The organism is Blautia sp. HCP3S3_C12 (assembly GCF_052064155.1).
Classification (GTDB): domain Bacteria; phylum Bacillota; class Clostridia; order Lachnospirales; family Lachnospiraceae; genus Blautia_A.
Genome location: NZ_JBQHWC010000004.1, coordinates 36,286 through 55,968, shown reverse-complemented (window position 1 = coordinate 55,968; position 19,683 = coordinate 36,286). Strand labels below are relative to the sequence as shown.

The window sequence follows — 19,683 nt, the reverse complement described above, 5'->3', positions numbered from 1 at the left end:
CTGAACAGCCGGTCAATGCTTTTGGAACAGCCGGATTATAAAAAACAGAGAAAAATACATTCAGAGGAAGGAAAAGATGATGAACAAACTGATTGAGTTAAAAAATCTGACCAAGAATTTTGATGATCAGCAGGTTTTGCGCGGCATCAATCTGGATATTTACGAAAAGGAATTCCTGACGCTTTTGGGACCCAGCGGATGTGGAAAGACAACCACCCTTCGAATCATTGCAGGCTTTGAAGAACCAAGTGACGGAGAAGTACTGTTTAACGGGATTGAGATTTCCAAGCTTCCCCCGTACAAGAGAGAGGTTAACACTGTGTTTCAGAAGTATGCTCTTTTTCCTCATTTAAATGTGGCGGAGAACATCGGTTTCGGGCTGAACCTAAAGAAGGTCGATAAAACTGTCATCGCCCAGAAGGTGGAGCGTATGCTGAAGATGGTTGGTCTGGAAGGCTTTGGGAAAAGAGATGTAACTCTGCTCTCCGGTGGACAGCAGCAGCGAGTGGCCATTGCCAGAGCTCTGGTAAATGAGCCGAAGGTTCTGCTTTTAGATGAGCCCCTGGGTGCACTGGATGCAAAGATCCGTAAACAGATGCAGGTAGAATTAAAGAAGATCCAGCAGGAAGTTGGCATCACTTTTATTTATGTTACCCATGACCAGGAAGAAGCCCTGTCCATGTCAGATACGGTTGTTGTTATGAATAACGGTGAGATTCAGCAGATTGGCTCTCCTACAGATATCTACAATGAGCCGGAAAACCGTTTTGTTGCAGGCTTTATCGGTGAATCTAATATTATCGAGGGAACCATGATCCGTGATTATCTGGTTGCTTTTGACGGATTTGAGTTTGAATGTGTGGATAAGGGATTTGAGGATAATGAAGAGATTGAAGTTGTATTAAGACCTGAGGATCTGGATATCGTAGATCCCGGTCAGGCAAAGATCAGGGGAATCGTGCGCAATATTACCTTCAAGGGCGTGCATTATGAGATCCTGATCGAGACAGAGCTTCGTACTTATATGGTTCATACCACAGATTATGCGGAAGTCGGAAGGGAAGTGGGACTGAAATTCGGGCCTGAAGACATCCATGTTATGTGTAAGATGGGAAGCTACTGATGAAACAGTACAGAAATCTTATCAAACCATATCTTGTGTGGGCATTTGTGGTCATTGTCATCCCGCTGATACTGATCGCATTATATGCATTTACAGAAGATGGAAACGAGGTGCTGACGTTCTCCTTTACCCTGGAGAATTTCCGCAAATTCCTGGAAGCTACGTATATGAGCGTTATTTTCAAGTCCTTTAAGCTTGGAATCCTGACGACGGTCATCTGTCTGGGACTTGGCTATCCGCTGGCATATATTATTTCCAAATGTCCGGAAAAATCCCAGAGTCTTCTGATCCTGCTGGTAACTATTCCGGAATGGATCAATATGCTTCTGCGTACTTATGCATGGATGAACCTGCTGTCGGACAATGGTATCATCAACCATTTGCTTGGATTACTGGGGATTTCCCCGGTGACAATGATGTATACGGACTTTTCCGTAGTGGTTGGTCTGGTCTGTAACTTTATGCCGTTTATGATCATCCCGATCCATACATCCCTGAGCAAAATGGATAAATCCTTTATCGAGGCTGCCTATGACCTGGGGGCAAATAAATTCCAGACCTTTACAAAGGTTATCTGGAAATTGTCCATCCCCGGTGTGCTTAATGGAATCATGATGGTATTCCTGCTGTCTATTTCCACATTCGTTATTCCGAAACTTCTCGGAGGCGGACAGTACATGCTGATCGGTAACCTGATCGAGTCTCAGTTTATCTCTGTTGGCGACTGGAACTTCGGAAGTGCGATTTCTCTGATTCTGGCTGTGCTCATTCTGATCTTTATGAGCCTGATGAAGAAGATGGATAAAGATGAATAAGGGAGGACGGCATGAAACGTAATAATAAATTTTTCTCAATGTTATATGTAGTACTCTGCCTTGCTTTCTTTTACCTGCCGATTCTGGTGACGATGATCTTTTCCTTTAACTCATCCAAGTCACTGACCAGATTTACAGGCTTTTCTCTGCGCTGGTATCAGGAACTTCTCGGTAACGGGGAAGTAATTAAGGCAGTTTATGTATCTGTTACCATTGCGATCATTGCGACCATTGTTTCTACAATACTTGGAACCATTACAGCGATCGGTTTATCCAAATCAAAGAAGGTAATCAAGGAACTGCTTTTGAATATTAATAATATCCCGATCCTGAATCCTGAGATCGTAACTGCCATCAGTCTGATGCTCTTGTTCTCTTCTCTGGGATTTCGAAAAGGATATCTGACTATGCTGCTGGCACATATTGCATTCTGTACCCCGTATGTAATTACCAGCGTTTATCCGAAGGTAAGGGCTCTGGATCCGAATATGGCAAATGCTGCCATGGACCTTGGGGCAACTCCTTTTCAGGCTCTGACAAAGGTTATCGTGCCCATGATCAAAGAGGGTATTTTTGCAGGTGCGTTGCTTGCATTTACCATGTCATTTGATGATTTTGTTATTTCCTATTTCGTATCAGGAAATGGTGTAAAGAATATCTCTATTGTTGTATATAATATGACAAAGCGTATCAATCCGACGATCAATGCTTTGTCAACTATTGTGATCGTAGTCATTATCGTGGTACTGCTTTTGGCCAATCTGCTTCCGAAGTTTAAGAATAAAGCCAGGAAGCTGAACAGGAAAGCAGTAAAAATTGTCTCTGCAGTTCTGATTGTTGCTGTTACGGCAGGGCTGATAAAATGGGGATTCGTGGCACAGTCCACTCATGTGCTGAAAGTTTACAATGCAGGAGAGTACATGGATCTTTCCCTGCTGGAGGATTTCGAAAAAGAATATGATTGTACCATCGTATACGAGACTTTTGAGTCAAATGAGATGATGTATACCAAGCTTTCCAGCGGTGAGACCTATGATGTGCTTATTCCTTCAGATTATATGATTCAGAGACTGATCAAAGAAGAGTATCTTCAGGCTCTTGACTGGAAAAAACTGCCCAACCGGAAAAATCTGCTGAAGGATGTGACCAATAAGAGCTATGATCCGGGCAACCGGTATTCCTGCCCTTATTTCTGGGGAACTGTGGGAATCCTTTATGATAAAACAGTGGTGGATCCACAGGATCTGAAGGATGGCTGGAACCTTCTCTGTAATCCGAAATACAAGGGAAATATTTACATGTATGATTCAGAGAGAGATTCCTTTATGATTGCTCTGAAGGCTCTGGGATATTCCATGAATACTACAAATATGGATGAAATCCAGGAAGCCTATCAGTGGCTGATCAATCAGAGAGATGCTATGGATCCTATTTATGCAGGGGATGATGTAATCGACAATATGATTTCAGGAAATAAAGCCCTGGCTGTAGTTTATTCGGGAGATGCTTCTTATATCATCAGTGAAAATCCAAATCTGGATTATTTCACACCGGATCAGGGAACAAATATCTGGTATGATGCAATGGTAATTACCAAAGACTGCAGTGAGGTAGATCTGGCTCATGAATTTATTAATTTTATGATCAACGATGAATCTGCTCTTTCCAATACTGAGGAAGTAGGGTATACTTCTACTGTAAAGAGTGCTTATGAAGAGATGAAGGATGGAACTTATGCAGGGGTTAGTTCTTATATTCCTGACATCAGTAATCCGAAAAATGAGATTTTTGCATACCAGAAGCCAAAGATTAAGCAAAAATTTGCAGAACTGTGGACCAAGGTAAAAGCAAAGTGATCATAAATCTGAAAGGAGATTGACATGAAGAAAAGAATACTGGCGGTTCTTTTGTGCGCATTAGTGACAGGAAGTACATTGACAGGATTTAAAAGTGCGGGAGATGACAAGGAGCTTGTTCTTTTTACCTGGGAGGGAATGTTTCCCCAGGAAGTGCTGGATGATTTTGAGAAAGAGACAGGCGTGAAGGTAATCTATTCCAATTTTGATACAGATGAAACCATGCTTGAGAAGCTTGCTATGGCAAAAGGGGGCGATTATGATATTGTGATCGCCGATGACTATATACTGGAAACAGCTATTAAAGAGGGACTTGCAGAAAAGCTTGATAAAAAATCACTGGAAAATATCGGAAATATTAATTCCTTATATCAGGGACAGTTTTATGATCCGGATGATGAATATACAGTTCCCTATGGTGCGGGAATTCCGTTGATTGTCTATGATCCAGATCAGGTGGATATAGAGATTAAAGGTTATAGTGATCTGTGGGATCCTTCTTTGGAGGACAGTATTGCGCTGATAGCCAATTATCGTGTGATCAATGGTATCACTCAGCTTTCCATGGGAGAGAGCATGAATGAGGAGGATGTTGACACCATCAAAAAGACTGGGGAAAAGCTTCTCGAGCTGGCTCCCAATGTGCGCCTGATCCAGGATGACAACACGCAGAATGCTTTGCTCAACGGTGAGGCAAGTGTGGCATTTCTCTATACTTCCCAGGTAACGGCTGCTCTGGCTGAGAATCCGGATCTGAAGGTGGTTTATCCTGAGGAAGGGCTTGGATTTGGAATTATGGGAATGTTTATCCCCAGTCAGGCACCGGATAAGGAGGCAGCTTATTCCTTTATGGATTATATTATGGAGCCTGAGGTTGCAGCCAAGTGTATGGATTACATAGGCTTTTATAATACCAATAAGGCTGCAGATGAACTGGTGAATCCGGATCTGGTAGTACCGGACAGTGTGGAGAAGGGTGAGATTATCCAGAATGTAAGTCAGGAAGCAGATGAACAGTATCAGAAAAACTGGACAGAATTTAAGGCTGCCTGCGACTAAGGAGAGAAAAAATGGATATTTACAAGGGCACTGTGGCTTTTTCCGGAATTGCCATAGGTAAGATACTTTATTATCATAAAAGTGAATATCAGATACGGCAGTATGAAATTACAGATATAAAAGCTGAGATGGAGTTTTTCCGTCAGTCCCGTACAAAAGTCATTGACCAGCTGAAGGAATTGTATGAGAAAAACTGCTCTGTGCAGGGATCCCGGGCTGAGGTTTTTCTGAAACAAAAGAACCTGCTGGAGGGAAAAAGCTTCCAGCGGGCGATTGAAAGTATTATTCAGAATGAAAAGGTAAATGCTGCCTATGCAGTGATGACTACCAGAGATGAGATCATATCTACCTTCCGTAATCTGGAAGAGCCGGCAATCAAAGAGAGGCTGGATAATATCAGGGAGATATCAGAACGGCTTATCGGGATTCTGGGAGGGATTTCTCCCAGGATCGATCTGGGGGAGGAACCGGTGATCGTTGTAACAGAAAGTATTACTCCTACAGAGCTGATGGAGATGGACAAGGAGAAAATACTGGCCATTGTAACTCATCATGGCTCTGATATTTCCCATGCTGCCATTCTTGCAAAAACCATGAATATTCCGGCTCTGGTGGAAATTGATACAGATACGGAGTGGGACGGACAGCTGGCCATCGTGGACGGTTATACAGGCTCCCTGTATATTCATCCTGACGAAGAGATCAAGAAGGAATATGAAATCCGCAGACAGGCAGATCTGGAGGAAAGAGAGGAGCTTCTGAAGTTCAGGGAAAAACCGGATCTTACCAGGGATGGTATGAGAGTTGAAATATATGCCAATATCGGAAATATGGATGACCTGAACAGTGTATTGTATTACGGAGCAGCGGGAATTGGACTTCTGCGAAGTGAATTTCAGTATCTGGGCAGGGAGAATTATCCCAGAGAGAACGAGCTGTTTCATGCATATAAAAAGATTGCAGAGACTATGGGTGACCGGCTGGCAGTGATCCGTACTGCAGATCTGGGAGCAGATAAGCAGGCCGCATATCTGAATATTCCGGATGAGACCAATCCCATCATGGGCAACAGAGGAATACGGCTTAGTCTGGACCGCAAAAAAATGTTCAAGGCTCAGCTGCGGGCTATTTTCAGGGCAAGTGAATATGGAAATCTGGCTATTATGTTTCCCATGATCAGCTCTGAGGAAGAGATGGATGAGATCGAGGCTATGATCGAAGAGGTTACCAATGGGCTGGATGAGAGAGGAATTCCCTATAAAAATATCCGAACAGGAATTATGATCGAGACTCCGGCAGCAGTAATGATCAGCAGAGAACTGGCCAGAAGAGTTGATTTTCTCAGTCTGGGAACCAATGACCTCAGCCAGTATACCCTGGCTATGGACAGACAGAATCCCCTGCTTCGCAAGAAATATAATGATCATCATCCGGCAGTTCTGCGGATGATAAAAATGGTGATCGATGCAGGACATGCGGAGAACAAACGAGTATGTATCTGCGGAGAGCTGGCGGCAGACACTGCCCTTACAGAGGAATTCCTGAAAATGGGAGTGGACTGTCTCTCTGTAGTGCCTGCATGTATTCTGCCGGTTCGCAGGGCCCTGCGTCAGGTGGACTTATCGGATATGAGGAGATAGCGGCGAAATGATTAAAAAAAGTAAGGTAGTGCTTCTTCCCTGTGCAGAATATGACGAAGAGAAAATATATGCGCTTTTGAAGGAAGGGCTTTCTCTTCTGGGTGGGATAGAGTCCTTGATTTCTATGGATAAAAAAATCCTGCTGAAGCCTAATCTGCTGAAAAAGGCGGAAGTGGAGAAGGCAGTGATCACACATCCGGTGGTAGTAGGGGCATTTGCCAGAATCCTCAGGGAAAAGGGATACGAAAATATTGTACTTGCGGATTCCTGTGGACATGGAAGCACAAAATCGGTGATCCGTGGGACCGGAATGGATACTTATCTGGAAAAATATCAGATTCCGGCCATTGATTATACAGAGGGAATCAAGGTGGATTATCCTCAGGGAATCCAGGCAAAGGAATTTATTCTGCCAAAGGAACTGCTGGATCAGGATTGTGTGATTTCCCTGAGCAAAATGAAAACTCACGCACTTGAGAGAATTACCGGGGCTGTGAAAAACAGCTATGGCTTTGTCTATGGCCTTCATAAAGCCAAAGGACATACCCAGTACCCAAGCGCCGACAGCTTTGCAAGAATGCTGATCGATCTGAACCGGTGTGTAGCACCGAAGCTGTATGTGATGGATGGGATTGTGGCCATGGAAGGAAATGGACCGGGATCCGGTGATCCTGTTTCCATGAATGTAATATTAATGTCTACAGATCCAGTGGCTCTGGACAGCGTTTTTGCCAGGCTGGTTCATCTGAAACCGGAATTGGTACCTACCAATTATCATGGCGAAAAGATGGGGCTGGGAACCTGGAAGGAAGAGGAGATCACACTGGTAACTCCGGAGGGAGAGATTTCCATGGCAGAGGCTGTAGAGAGATATGGAAATCGTGAATTTCATGTTGATCGCACAGAGGTGCGCAAGAATATCTGGACAAGAATGGCAGGAGCTTTAAATATTTTTCAGAAGAAGCCTTATATAGAACCGGATAAGTGTGTCCGCTGTGGAATCTGCGTCCAGAGCTGTCCGGTTCCGGGAAAGGCAGTAGATTTCCGGAATGGAAAAAATAAAGCGCCTGTGTACGATTACAAAAAATGTATCCGGTGTTTCTGCTGCCAGGAGATGTGCCCGAAGAAGGCAATAAAAGTGAAATAGATTTGATAAATAAAAAGCACATGACAGAAGATTTTTTTCTTCTCATGTGCTTTTTTGCAGTAAAAATTATTTGTCCAGGTGTAGATATGTTACTGTTTACCTGCCTGGCCGCAAATAATCATCTTCTGAGAATTTTACTTATTTCACGGATAAAGTCCGGAGTGGTGCCGCAGCATCCTCCGATCACAGATGCACCATTTTCAATCAGAACTTTCATATGTTCTGCGAAATTCTGTGCATTCATGTTGTAAACAGCGTTGCCCTGGTCGTCAATTACAGGCATACCTGCGTTGGGTTTGGCGATGACAGGAATAGATACGTTCTCTTTGATATTGCGGACAACGGATACCAGCTGGTCAGGACCTACAGAACAGTTGATACCAACTGCAGCAGCGCCTGCGCCCTCAAGGGCAATCGCAGCCTCCACAGCATTTCCTCCGCTGAAAATGCTTCCGTCAGCTTCTACGGTCATTGTACACATTACAGGAAGAGAACTTACAGATGCGGCAGCATCCAGTGCAGCCAGTGTTTCTTCAATATTGATCATAGTTTCCGCAGCGATCAGATCAACACCTGCATCTTCGAGAACCTGGATCTGTTCACAGTATGCTTCGTAGGCCATCTCATAGGTAAGGTCACCGGCAGGCTCCATCATCTTGCCTGTAGTGGTAATATCACCTGCAACATAAACCTGATGTCCCACTGCTTCTCTGGAAATATTTACAAGTGCATGATTCATTTCCGCAAGCTTATCCTGAAGTCCGTGAAGCCCAAGACTGTAACGGTTTCCGCCGAAAGTAGGCGCGTATACGATCTGACTTCCTGCTTCCACATAAGCCTTCTGTAGATTCTGCAGAATTTCTTTGTGATCCATGATCCATGCCTCTGTGCAGATTCCCCTCGGCATTCCGGCAGACATAAGGTTAGAACCGGTAGCTCCGTCCAGCAGTACAACATTCTGCGTCAGTTTCTGAAATTCTTCTTTTGTCATGGGAATTTCCTCCTGTGTTGTCGGTTTGATATCTACCAATTATTCTGCTGCGCTACAGCTTTACAATTGTAAATATCATTTTGCCATTATAGCACAGGTCTGGGCATAAATGAAGGAGAATTAATAAATTTTTATTTCGTAAGATGCATTGAAAATTTCATCTTTATTCAGGACGTTGATATATTTTTTCTCAGACAGGTCACCGGTAAATCCAGAGTCATCACAGCGTCCGATCCATGGCTCCAGACACACAAAGGAAGAACCGGGTACAGACCAGATGCCGAAGCTTGGAAATCCGTGACAGGTCAGCTCCAGATAAGGAGATCCGTCCGGGAAAGCAAAGCCGGCTTTTTCTACCTGCTCATCAAAGATAAGAGCATCCTTGTCAAACATATGCGCATCAATGAGACAGGTGCCGTGATCCAATTCCAGTGTGTAAAGCTTGTCTGCAGCAGCAGTTCCTGATGCATCGTCAGTTATCAGGAGATAAGAAAGGGAATCCTGACCGTCAAAGGTAAGATGATACTCTTCCTTGGAACCGATACCTTCTGCCGGTACATTGAAAGCAGGATGTCCGCCGATGGTAAAGTACATGGGCTCCTCGCTGTGGCTGGTTACTTCCCAGCAGACGCAGACCTGATTTTTGTCCAGTACATGTTTAACCTTTAATTCGAAATCAAACGGATAAATTTCCATGGTGGCATCGGAAGCCTTCAGTACATGGGTGATGGAATCTGCTGTCATATCCAGGCAGGTGAATTCGCTGTCTCTGGCAAATCCATGCTGCTTTGCAGGATATTCCCTGTCGTTAATGCGGTAGTGGTCTTTATAAAAACGTCCCACATTTGGGAAAAGAATCGGTGCGTGGCGATTCCAGTAAGCCGGGTCTGCCTGCCAGAGCACTTCTCTGCTATGTATCTTGTCATAGATACTGCAGAGCTCAGCACCATGGTCGTCTACAGAAATTTTCAGATAATCATTTTCTATGGAATGAATCATTTGTAAATCCTCCTTAATTTGATATCCACGAATTGCTCCGCGATTTGCTGACCTCACAATTCTACAAAAAAGTATAGCACAGGAAAACAGGAAGCACAAACAGAATCTGCCGGAATTATAAAATTTACAAAAATAATGCTGAAAAATGCAGAAGCTTACAGTGCTTATTGCTGATAAATAATGTGGAACGAATTGCGAAATATGTATAAAATGATAGAATATATTGACGAAAACGAATATATTTGTTACAATCTACCAAAATGCACTAGCCCATACCGTCAAAAATACCATCGGAAATGGGGCGAAAGAACAGGAGGTCATTATTATGGCGAAAAAAAGAAATATCATTGTCGGACAATCCGGAGGTCCTACAGCAGTTATCAATTCAAGTCTTGCAGGAGTATATAAAAATGCTATTGAGCGTGGATTTGATAAAGTATATGGCATGCTTCACGGAATCCAGGGACTTCTGGATGAACAGTATATTGATCTTTCCACACAGATACATTCAGAACTGGATATTGAGCTTCTGAAGCGTACACCATCTGCATTCTTAGGCTCCTGCCGCTACAAACTTCCTGAGATTCATGAAGATAAAGCAATCTATGAGAAAATCTTCGAAATTTTGAATAAACTGGATATTTACGCATTCATCTATATCGGCGGAAATGATTCCATGGATACCATCAAAAAGCTGTCCGACTATGCAATCCTTACAGGGCAGACCCAGAAATTCCTGGGTGTTCCGAAAACAATCGACAATGATCTGGCGCTGACAGACCATACACCCGGATTCGGAAGTGCTGCCAAATATATCGGCGCATCCACAAAAGAAGTGATCCGCGATGCACTGGGACTTACCTATAAGAAAAATATGATCACGATCATGGAAATTATGGGACGTAATGCCGGATGGCTTACAGGTGCCACGGCACTGGCAAAATCTGAGGACTGCGACGGACCGGATCTGATCTATCTGCCGGAAGTCCCTTTTGATGTTGACAAATTCCTTGCAAAAGTAAAAGATCTTCTGAATAAAAAAGCATCTATTGTAATCGCAGTTTCCGAGGGAATCAAGCTGGCAGACGGAAGATATGTATGTGAGCTTGGAAGCGTGGGAGACTATGTGGATGCATTCGGACATAAACAGCTTCAGGGAACAGCCACTTATCTGGCAAACTTTCTGGCAGCAGAGTGCGGATGCAAGACAAGAGCTGTTGAACTTTCCACATTACAGAGAAGTGCTTCCCATATGGCATCCAGAGTAGATATTGATGAAGCATTTATGGTAGGCGGTGCTGCAGTAAAGGCTGCTGACGAAGGAGATACAGGCAAGATGGTTGTTATCGATCGTGTTTCCGATGATCCGTACATGGCGGCTACAGGTATCTACGATGTACACAGAATCGCAAATGAGGAGAAACTTGTTCCGAGAGAATGGATGAATAAAGATGCTACAAATGTAACCAAAGATTTTGTGGATTACATCAAACCACTGATCCAGGGAGATTATCAGCCTATTATGGTAAATGGTATGCCGAGACATCTGGTACTGAACGTGAAAAAGGGAAGAAAAAAATAACAGACAGACCATAATAAAGGACAGTAAAAACCTTGACAATAAGAGGAATGATAAAATAAATCATATTATGCAGAATGTATAAAAAAATTAGCTAATTTTAGCAGAATAACCTTGACGAAACGATACAAACTCTATAAAATAATTATGTGCGTATAAGAAACATATATTTATTTACTTATGTGCGAAAGGTGTGGCTGTTCAGTTACTTCACAATCGAATACTGAATAGTTATAAAAGAACAATAATTAGGAGGAAAATGTAAAATGGCAAAATGGGTTTACATGTTTACAGAAGGTAACGCTAATATGAGAAACCTTCTGGGTGGTAAAGGTGCTAACCTTGCTGAAATGACAAACCTTGGTCTTCCTGTACCGCAGGGCTTCACAATCACAACTGAAGCTTGTACTCAGTACTATGAAGACGGAAGACAGATCAATGATGAGATCATGGCTCAGATCATGGAAGCAATCACCAAAATGGAAGGAGTTACCGGAAAGAAATTCGGTGACAAAGAAAATCCTCTGCTTGTTTCCGTTCGTTCTGGTGCGAGAGCTTCTATGCCAGGTATGATGGATACTATCCTGAACCTTGGTTTAAACGAAGACGTTGTTAACGTACTTGCTGAAAAATCCGGCAATGCTCGTTGGGCATGGGACTGCTACAGAAGATTCATCCAGATGTACTCTGACGTAGTTATGGAAGTCGGAAAGAAATATTTCGAAGAACTTATCGATAAGATGAAAGCTGACAGAGGTGTTAAGCTGGACGTTGAACTTACAGCAGAAGACCTTCACGAGTTAGCAGAACAGTTCAAAGCTGAATATAAAGCAAAAATCGGTGCTGATTTCCCAACTGATCCTAAGGAACAGTTAATGGGTGCTATCAAAGCCGTATTCCGTTCATGGGACAACCCACGTGCAAATGTATATCGTCGTGACAACGATATCCCATATTCCTGGGGTACTGCAGTTAACGTACAGATGATGGCATTTGGTAACATGGGTGATGACTGTGGTACAGGTGTTGCCTTCACACGTGACCCTGCTACAGGAGCTAACGGTCTGTTTGGTGAATTCCTTACAAATGCTCAGGGTGAAGACGTTGTTGCCGGTGTTCGTACACCTATGCATATCTCCGAAATGGAACAGAAATTCCCGGAAGCATTCGTACAGTTCAAACAGGTTTGCGAAACACTTGAAAAACACTACAGAGATATGCAGGATATGGAGTTTACTGTAGAGCATGGTAAACTGTATATGCTTCAGACACGTAATGGTAAGAGAACAGCTCAGGCTGCTTTAAAGATCGCTTGTGACCTTGTTGATGAGGGAATGAGAACAGAAGAAGAAGCTGTAGCTATGATCGACCCACGTAACCTTGATACTCTTCTTCACCCACAGTTTGATGCTGCTGCTCTGAAAGCTGCTACACCAATGGGTAAAGGCCTTGGCGCTTCTCCTGGAGCTGCTTGCGGTAAGATCGTATTCACAGCTGATGACGCTGTTGAATGGGCTGAAAGAGGAGAGAAAGTCGTACTTGTACGTCTTGAGACATCTCCAGAAGACATCACAGGTATGAAATCTGCTCAGGGTATCCTGACAGTTCGTGGTGGTATGACATCTCACGCAGCAGTTGTTGCCCGTGGTATGGGTGAGTGCTGTGTATCCGGATGCGGTGATATCGCTATGGACGAAGAAAACAAGAAATTCACACTTGCTGGTAAAGAATTCCACGAAGGAGACTTCATCTCCATCGATGGTACAACCGGTAACATCTACGACGGAATCATCCCGACTGTAGACGCTACAATCGCTGGTGAGTTCGGACGCATCATGGCATGGGCTGACAAGTACAGAACAATGAAAGTTCGTACAAACGCAGATACTCCTGCAGATGCTAAGAAAGCTGTAGAGCTTGGTGCAGAAGGTATCGGTCTTTGCCGTACAGAGCATATGTTCTTCGGTGAGGGACGTATCGATGCATTCCGTGAAATGATCTGCTCCGAAACAGCAGAAGAGAGAGAGAAAGCACTTGAAAAAGTTCTTCCATATCAGCAGGATGACTTCAAAGGTCTCTTTGAAGCTCTGGAAGGTAACCCTGTTACTATCCGTTTCCTGGATCCGCCTCTTCATGAGTTCGTTCCTACAGATGAAGCTGACATCAAGAAACTTGCAGATGCTCAGGGCAAAACTGTAGAGCAGATCAAGACTATCATCGCTTCTCTTCATGAGTTCAACCCGATGATGGGACATCGTGGATGCCGTCTTGCTGTAACATATCCTGAAATCGCTAAGATGCAGACAACAGCAGTTATCCGCGCAGCAATCGAAGTTAAGAAAGCTCATCCGGACTGGACAATCAAACCGGAAATCATGATTCCACTTGTTGGCGATGTAAAAGAGCTTAAATATGTTAAGAAATTCGTAGTTGAGACAGCTGATGCTGAGATCAAAGCCGCTGGTTCTGACCTTCAGTATGAAGTTGGTACAATGATCGAGATCCCGAGAGCAGCTCTTACAGCTGATGAGATCGCTAAAGAAGCAGACTTCTTCTGCTTCGGTACAAACGACCTTACTCAGATGACATACGGCTTCTCCCGTGATGATGCAGGTAAATTCCTCAACGCATACTATGACGCTAAGATCTTCGAGAACGATCCATTTGCAAAACTGGATCAGGTTGGCGTTGGCAAGCTGATGAAGATGGCTATCGAACTCGGTAAACCGGTTAACCCGAACCTTCACGTAGGTATCTGCGGCGAGCATGGTGGAGATCCGTCTTCTGTAGAATTCTGCCACAAGATTGGTCTTAACTATGTATCCTGCTCACCATTCCGTGTGCCGATCGCTCGTCTTGCAGCAGCACAGGCAGCTATCGCTGAGAAGAATGCATAATTAGCATAAAAATATAGATTCATGCACAGGCATGAAAGTGTCCAAACGTAAAATCAGACCTTGGAGAATTGTAGAAATACAATTCTTCAAGGTCTTTTTTGTGACATTATTGATATGAGGAATTCAGGACAGTATTCTTTTGCTCAGGGCTTATGTATCTTTACCCATTCTGCGTGAAGCAGATACACGCAGGCGGGAATCAGGGAAAGCAGATGTGTGTAGGTGTAGCTGCCTGTTTTTGCATATACCGGCAGAATAAACATATGGAGTGCAAGATAAAAATATGCTCCGGCAGTGATCAGATTACACAGAGAGAAACGCCAGCCGAAGATTCCCAAGGCAGAGGCAGTAAGGACAACCATCAGTGTTATGGTATCCAGGGTAACCGGAAGGTGAATAAAATTGAATTCAGGCTTCGAAGCAAGGAGGGTCAGCATTGCATAAAGAAAAAGAACTGTATTTAATAATCTTATGATTTTAAACAGTAGCCCATAAAAAGGAGTAGTAGGGCAGTTGGGCCATAATTCTACTTCCAGCTTCTCTGCAAGCTGGGTAGCAGACCGTGTAAAGGTTGTATTTGTCATTACCATAGCCTTATCACAGTCATAAAAATTGGCACCTGCATAGGCCTCCTGTACTGCCTTGTTTCCAACCGGGTATGTATAATATTTGCATTGGATGCCATATTTTTTTCTATGCTTAAAAGCAATAATATCCACACCCTGATCTCCGGAGCTTCTGGTCACTTCTATTTTTGAAAAATGTTTCTGCCTTAATATTTTTGCACACTGATACTCGAATTCATATCCATCCATGTGTTAGTCTCCTGTATGTTGTATAGAATCTTAAGTGTATTATAATCAAAATATGTGGGAATATATTGTGACATGTCAACTTAAGTACTTAAGCAGAGTTAAGAATAGCATGTCGGAAAGAAAAGAACAAGTGTTTATTGTATTTTTATCTGTGTGGCAGATGGGAATTGGGACAGAAGTATGATATACTGACCATACAAGAAAAGCTTTTGGGAGGATGGAACCATTTTGATGAATAAAAAAGATACAAAGATCAACCGAAATGATATGCTGGAATTAACCCGCAGGATGACATTATCCAGAAACTGCTTTGTGCGTGCAGCAGGAGCATATATAGATGACGAGGGATACATAGATAATACCTTCAATGTAAGCTTCAAAAATATGAGCAAACATGATCAGCAGGTAAATCTGGATCTTGCGAAAACCATTCCTTTTTCCAAAACAAATGAACAGTTAAAATGTTATAAATTCCCTGAAGGGGATATGGCATATGACAGCGTTCATAAACTTCTGATGGCATTATCGCAATACGGATTAAAAGATGATCTTCTGGTTCAGACTCTCTGTGAACAGCTTGCAGAGGGAATCTGTGATACAAAAGATTCTTCGGATAAAATAAACCGTCTGCAGGGACAGGAGTTTGGAATTTATATTTATCATGGAATATATGATATCCCCAAGAAAGGCTCAGACCACAGCGAACAGTGGGAGTCAGAAGAAATATACAGTTTTCTGATCTGTGTGGTGGCTCCGGTAGATAAAGATTACAATGCCGGAACTCCAAAATGCGGCTTTATTTTCCCGGCCTTTGAAGACCGTTCCGCAGAACCTGGGAAAATAGATGTATTCTTCGAAATTCCGGAGTATCCGGACGAAGGATTTTTGAACAGGATAATAGGGCAATAATCTGAACAAGGTGCTTATTTATGAGGAATGCGATAGATAAATCTTAATTAGACCATACGCAATTTAATTTAGTCATTTTGTGTATGAATGACTAAATTAAATTGCGTGATGACTAAATTAATGATAAAATGGGAGCAAGACAATGATATTACATGCGGAGAGGATAATTGATGAGAAGTTTTGATTTTGAGAAAGAATACAGCAAATTGCTTACTCCTGATATTGTATCATATATTGCTCAGATACATGAATACAGAGGCCGGTATTCCGCAGATAATATACAAAAGGAATTACTGTCAGAACTGCTGGAGATTGCCAGAATACAAAGTACGGAAGCGTCTAACAGAATCGAGGGAATTATAACAACGGATGATCGGCTGAAGAAAATTGTCCGTGAGAAAACATTGCCAAAGACAAGGAGTGAAAAAGAAATTGCCGGATACAGGGATGTTCTGGCAACGATTCATGAAAACTATGAATATATTCCTGTTAGTTCAAATATGATTCTGCAGCTGCACAGAGATTTGTATAAATTTAGTGGCAATGGATACGGTGGGAATTTTAAGTCTGTGGATAATGTGATCGCAGAAGAACTTCCGGATGGAACGAAAAGAGTGAGATTTCAGCCGGTTCCGGCATGGGAAACAGCAGAAACAGTCAATGATTTATGCAATGCATTTAAGGATGCTGTCAATAAGCAGTTTATGGATATACTGCTGTTGCTTCCGATGTTTATATTGGATTTTCTTTGCATTCATCCATTTAATGGTGGAAACGGAAGAATGAGCCGTCTCCTGACTTTATTGATTTTGTATAAGTCGGAATATTATGTTGGTCAGTATATTAGTATTGAAAGACTGATATCAGACACAAAAGAGAATTATTATGAAGCTTTGCAGGAAAGCTCATGGGAGTGGCATGAAGGCAGAAATGATTATGCTCCCTTTGTGAAATATATGTTAGGGATTATAGTTGCTGCCTACCGGGAATTTGCGGACAGGGTGGAGATTCTTACGGACAAAACAATTTCAAAATCTGATCGTATTGGAGAAATTATCAGAAACTCCTATGGCAGGATTACAAAAGCGGAAATTGCAGCTCAATGTCCGGAAATCAGTCAGACAACCATACAGCGAACGCTGAACGAATTACTAAAGAACAATCAGATAATAAAAATAGGCGGGGGAAGATATACTTCTTATGTCTGGAACAGGGAGAACGAATGATATGGTTACCGGAGAATTAAAAAGTAAAATAGATAATTTATGGGAAATATTCTGGACAGGAGGACTGACTAATCCGTTGGATGTAGTTGAGCAGATGACCTATCTGATGTTTATCCGCGATCTGGATGATGCAGACAATGTCCATGCAAAAGAGGCGGCAATGCTTGGTCTGCCACATAAGAGTATATTTGCCGGAGAAATACAGATCGGAGACCGGAAAATTGATGGAAGCCAGTTAAAATGGAGTACTTTTCATGATTTTCCTGCTGCAAAAATGTATAGCACTATGCAAGAGTGGGTATTTCCATTTATAAAAAATCTCCATGGAGATAAGGAAAGTGCCTATTCCAAATATATGGGAGATGCCATTTTTAAAGTACCGACTCCTTTGATGCTGGATAAGATTGTGACGACTATGGATGCCATTTATGAGCAGATGGAACAAATTAAGTCGGCAGACACCCGAGGCGATGTATATGAATATCTGCTTTCAAAACTTGCTACGGCAGGCGTAAATGGTCAGTTCCGTACACCGAGGCACATTATCCGAATGATGGTGGAAATGATGGACCCTAAGGCAGATGAAATCATCTGTGATCCGGCGTGCGGTACGTCTGGTTTTCTGGTTGCTGCAAGTGAATATTTGCGAGATAAAAAAAAGCAGGAGGTTCTTTTTAACAGACAAAACAAGGAACATTATATGAATCACATGTTCCATGGTTATGATATGGACAGAACCATGCTTCGAATCGGTGCAATGAACATGATGACCCATGGTGTGGAAAATCCATATATTGAGTACAGAGACAGCCTGTCTGATCAAAATACAGATAAGGAAAAATACAGCCTGATTCTGGCTAATCCGCCATTTAAGGGAAGTCTGGATTACGATATTGTAAGTACAGATTTATTGAAAGTATGTAAAACAAAGAAAACAGAATTACTGTTTCTTGCACTGTTTATCCGTATGCTGAAAATTGGTGGGAGATGTGCATGTATTGTACCGGACGGAGTGCTGTTTGGGTCCTCAACTGCCCATAAAGCCATAAGAAAAGCCCTGGTAGAAGAAAACCGTCTGGAAGCAGTGATTTCCATGCCCTCCGGCGTGTTTAAACCATATGCAGGAGTATCTACAGCTATTTTGATTTTTACTAAAACCGGACATGGTGGAACTGATAAAGTCTGGTTTTATGATATGAAAGCGGATGGTTTTAGCCTTGATGATAAGAGAACAGAAACGAAGGAAAATGACATTCCGGATATCATAGAGCGTTTCAGAAACCTGGATAAAGAGACTGACCGTAAACGCACAGATCAGAGTTTCTTTGTGCTAAAAGAAGAAATTGCAGAAAATGGCTATGACCTGAGCATTAACAAATACAAAGAAATCGAATATGTACCAGTAGAATACCCATCAACACAGGAAATCATGACAGAACTGCATGAAATTGAGATGAAAATTGGAGAAGAAATGCAGGCGTTGGAAGAACTGTTAGGGTTAAATTGAGGTTTGTTGGGATGATGTGGATGGAAAAAGTAAAATTATCAGATATATGTAGCCCCAAGCAATGGAAAACTATTCCAACGAGCGATTTGCTGAATGAGGGATATCCGGTTTATGGGGCAAATGGAATAATTGGTTATTATAATGAGTATAATCACGAGAATCCGGTTGTAACTGTTACGTGTAGAGGGGCAACGTGTGGTTCAATAAATATTACGGTTCCAAAAGCATATGTTACAGGAAATGCAATGTGTTTGGATGATTTAAAAAATGATATTGAAATAGAATACTTATATTATTGTCTTAAACATTATGATTTTAAAAATGTTATTAGTGGCTCTGCGCAGCCACAAATCACAAGACAGGGAATGGACAAAATCTATATCATGCTTTGTTCTCGTGAAGAACAAAGGGATATAGTTAATAAATTGAAAAAAACAGAGAAAGTAATAAAATTAAGGAAACAGGAATTACAGTTATTGGATGATCTTGTTAAAGCCCGATTTGTCGAGATGTTTGGTGATCCGGTTTCTAATCCGTATGGGTACGATAAAGTTGCACTTTCTGATTTAGCAGATATAAAAATAGGTCCTTTTGGTTCGTTGTTACATAAGGAAGATTATATAGTAGGCGGACATCCGCTACTTAATCCATCTCATATTGTCGATGGTAGGATTTCTCCAGATAATAAACTGACAATTTCGGATGAAAAATATAAAGAATTGTCGGCGTATCAGTTAAAAACAGGAGATGTAGTAATGGGAAGAAGAGGTGAGATGGGCAGGTGTGCTGTTGTTTCAGAAGAAGGTTTTTTGTGTGGAACTGGAAGCATTCTTATAAGGACTAAAGGAGACGTTACTGCAGATTACATTCAAAAAACAATATCGTTCCCATCATTTAAGAAAACAATAGAAGATATGGCTGTGGGACAAACAATGCCAAATCTTAATGTTCCGATAGTATCTAGTTTTGAGATTATTAAGCCACCGATAGAAGTACAAGATAGATATTATGCACTTGTAGAACAGGTCAACAAATCTAAAGTTGCAATTCAAAAAGCATTGAACAAAACCCAGATGCTATTTGATTCGTTAATGCAGGAATATTTCGGGTAGGAGGGAAG

General features: G+C 42.2%; 15 protein-coding genes. 12 read left to right on the top strand and 3 right to left on the bottom strand.

The window, feature by feature from the left end; genetic code table 11:
- Nucleotides 1–76 precede the first annotated feature (76 nt).
- From potA to ACTNDS_RS05655, 6 genes are read left to right on the top strand one after another with little or no spacing between them, the layout of a single operon-like run.
- Nucleotides 77–1,123: a spermidine/putrescine ABC transporter ATP-binding protein gene (gene potA, locus ACTNDS_RS05680; protein ID WP_020993963.1), complete on the top strand. Its 1,047-nt coding sequence runs from the start codon at nucleotides 77–79 to the stop codon at nucleotides 1,121–1,123.
- Nucleotides 1,123–1,938, top strand: a complete 816-nt coding sequence (locus tag ACTNDS_RS05675; protein WP_022381260.1) for an ABC transporter permease — start codon at nucleotides 1,123–1,125, stop codon at nucleotides 1,936–1,938. The genes potA and ACTNDS_RS05675 overlap by 1 nt, the downstream gene beginning before the upstream one ends.
- 11 nt (nucleotides 1,939–1,949) lie before the next feature.
- A complete protein-coding gene (locus ACTNDS_RS05670) occupies nucleotides 1,950–3,794 on the top strand; it encodes an extracellular solute-binding protein (protein WP_441034314.1) in 1,845 nt (614 codons plus the stop codon).
- Between the two features lie 24 nt (nucleotides 3,795–3,818).
- Nucleotides 3,819–4,853, top strand: coding sequence for a polyamine ABC transporter substrate-binding protein (locus tag ACTNDS_RS05665; protein ID WP_173743411.1), 1,035 nt, complete (start codon nucleotides 3,819–3,821; stop codon nucleotides 4,851–4,853).
- Nucleotides 4,854–4,864: 11 nt separating this feature from the next.
- Nucleotides 4,865–6,493, top strand: coding sequence for a phosphoenolpyruvate--protein phosphotransferase (gene ptsP / locus ACTNDS_RS05660; protein WP_441034312.1), 1,629 nt, complete (start codon nucleotides 4,865–4,867; stop codon nucleotides 6,491–6,493).
- Between the two features lie 7 nt (nucleotides 6,494–6,500).
- Nucleotides 6,501–7,640 (top strand): DUF362 domain-containing protein, encoded by a 1,140-nt coding sequence (locus tag ACTNDS_RS05655; RefSeq protein ID WP_441034310.1) that lies wholly within the window; start codon nucleotides 6,501–6,503, stop codon nucleotides 7,638–7,640.
- 118 nt (nucleotides 7,641–7,758) lie between these two features.
- Here the strand turns inward: ACTNDS_RS05655 and ACTNDS_RS05650 are convergent, their stop codons facing one another.
- Both ACTNDS_RS05650 and ACTNDS_RS05645 read right to left on the bottom strand, forming a co-directional pair.
- A complete protein-coding gene (locus tag ACTNDS_RS05650; protein WP_441034308.1) occupies nucleotides 7,759–8,631 on the bottom strand; it encodes a homocysteine S-methyltransferase family protein in 873 nt (290 codons plus the stop codon).
- Nucleotides 8,632–8,751: 120 nt separating this feature from the next.
- A complete protein-coding gene (locus tag ACTNDS_RS05645) occupies nucleotides 8,752–9,630 on the bottom strand; it encodes an aldose 1-epimerase family protein (protein WP_441034306.1) in 879 nt (292 codons plus the stop codon).
- A gap of 325 nt (nucleotides 9,631–9,955) precedes the next feature.
- On the opposite strand from ACTNDS_RS05645, the gene ACTNDS_RS05640 reads away from it, so the two are divergent.
- A complete protein-coding gene (locus ACTNDS_RS05640) occupies nucleotides 9,956–11,212 on the top strand; it encodes a 6-phosphofructokinase (protein ID WP_303243260.1) in 1,257 nt (418 codons plus the stop codon).
- A 263-nt stretch (nucleotides 11,213–11,475) separates the two neighbouring features.
- Complete coding sequence (ppdK, locus tag ACTNDS_RS05635; protein ID WP_118520338.1) at nucleotides 11,476–14,106, top strand: pyruvate, phosphate dikinase; 2,631 nt, start codon at nucleotides 11,476–11,478, stop codon at nucleotides 14,104–14,106.
- Nucleotides 14,107–14,249: 143 nt separating this feature from the next.
- Here ppdK and ACTNDS_RS05630 read toward each other — a convergent pair whose 3' ends face one another.
- Nucleotides 14,250–14,921, bottom strand: a complete 672-nt coding sequence (locus tag ACTNDS_RS05630; protein ID WP_441034304.1) for a restriction endonuclease — start codon at nucleotides 14,919–14,921, stop codon at nucleotides 14,250–14,252.
- 231 nt (nucleotides 14,922–15,152) lie between these two features.
- On the opposite strand from ACTNDS_RS05630, the gene ACTNDS_RS05625 reads away from it, so the two are divergent.
- The 4 genes from ACTNDS_RS05625 to ACTNDS_RS05610 all read left to right on the top strand — a co-directional run bounded on the left by ACTNDS_RS05625 (nucleotide 15,153) and on the right by ACTNDS_RS05610 (nucleotide 19,675).
- Nucleotides 15,153–15,830, top strand: coding sequence for a DUF4317 family protein (locus ACTNDS_RS05625; protein ID WP_441034503.1), 678 nt, complete (start codon nucleotides 15,153–15,155; stop codon nucleotides 15,828–15,830).
- Between the two features lie 170 nt (nucleotides 15,831–16,000).
- On the top strand, nucleotides 16,001–17,056 hold the full coding sequence (locus ACTNDS_RS05620; RefSeq protein ID WP_441034303.1) for a Fic family protein: 1,056 nt from the start codon (nucleotides 16,001–16,003) through the stop codon (nucleotides 17,054–17,056).
- A 1-nt stretch (nucleotide 17,057) separates the two neighbouring features.
- Entirely contained in the window at nucleotides 17,058–18,563 is a 1,506-nt protein-coding gene (locus ACTNDS_RS05615) for an N-6 DNA methylase (protein WP_441034502.1), read from the top strand.
- Nucleotides 18,564–18,583: 20 nt separating this feature from the next.
- Nucleotides 18,584–19,675 (top strand): restriction endonuclease subunit S, encoded by a 1,092-nt coding sequence (locus ACTNDS_RS05610; RefSeq protein WP_441034302.1) that lies wholly within the window; start codon nucleotides 18,584–18,586, stop codon nucleotides 19,673–19,675.
- Nucleotides 19,676–19,683: the final 8 nt, after the last annotated feature.

Excerpts from the sequence above, each read along its gene's own strand:
- potA (WP_020993963.1), top strand. The coding sequence starts at position 77 with ATGATGAACAAACTGATTGAGTTAAAAAATCTGACCAAGAATTTTGAT.
- ACTNDS_RS05675 (WP_022381260.1), top strand. The coding sequence starts at position 1,123 with ATGAAACAGTACAGAAATCTTATCAAACCATATCTTGTGTGGGCATTT.
- ACTNDS_RS05670 (WP_441034314.1), top strand. The coding sequence starts at position 1,950 with ATGAAACGTAATAATAAATTTTTCTCAATGTTATATGTAGTACTCTGC.
- ACTNDS_RS05665 (WP_173743411.1), top strand. The coding sequence starts at position 3,819 with ATGAAGAAAAGAATACTGGCGGTTCTTTTGTGCGCATTAGTGACAGGA.
- ptsP (WP_441034312.1), top strand. The coding sequence starts at position 4,865 with ATGGATATTTACAAGGGCACTGTGGCTTTTTCCGGAATTGCCATAGGT.
- ACTNDS_RS05655 (WP_441034310.1), top strand. The coding sequence starts at position 6,501 with ATGATTAAAAAAAGTAAGGTAGTGCTTCTTCCCTGTGCAGAATATGAC.
- ACTNDS_RS05650 (WP_441034308.1), bottom strand. The coding sequence starts at position 8,631 with ATGACAAAAGAAGAATTTCAGAAACTGACGCAGAATGTTGTACTGCTG.
- ACTNDS_RS05645 (WP_441034306.1), bottom strand. The coding sequence starts at position 9,630 with ATGATTCATTCCATAGAAAATGATTATCTGAAAATTTCTGTAGACGAC.
- ACTNDS_RS05640 (WP_303243260.1), top strand. The coding sequence starts at position 9,956 with ATGGCGAAAAAAAGAAATATCATTGTCGGACAATCCGGAGGTCCTACA.
- ppdK (WP_118520338.1), top strand. The coding sequence starts at position 11,476 with ATGGCAAAATGGGTTTACATGTTTACAGAAGGTAACGCTAATATGAGA.
- ACTNDS_RS05630 (WP_441034304.1), bottom strand. The coding sequence starts at position 14,921 with ATGGATGGATATGAATTCGAGTATCAGTGTGCAAAAATATTAAGGCAG.
- ACTNDS_RS05625 (WP_441034503.1), top strand. The coding sequence starts at position 15,153 with ATGAATAAAAAAGATACAAAGATCAACCGAAATGATATGCTGGAATTA.
- ACTNDS_RS05620 (WP_441034303.1), top strand. The coding sequence starts at position 16,001 with ATGAGAAGTTTTGATTTTGAGAAAGAATACAGCAAATTGCTTACTCCT.
- ACTNDS_RS05615 (WP_441034502.1), top strand. The coding sequence starts at position 17,058 with ATGGTTACCGGAGAATTAAAAAGTAAAATAGATAATTTATGGGAAATA.
- ACTNDS_RS05610 (WP_441034302.1), top strand. The coding sequence starts at position 18,584 with ATGGAAAAAGTAAAATTATCAGATATATGTAGCCCCAAGCAATGGAAA.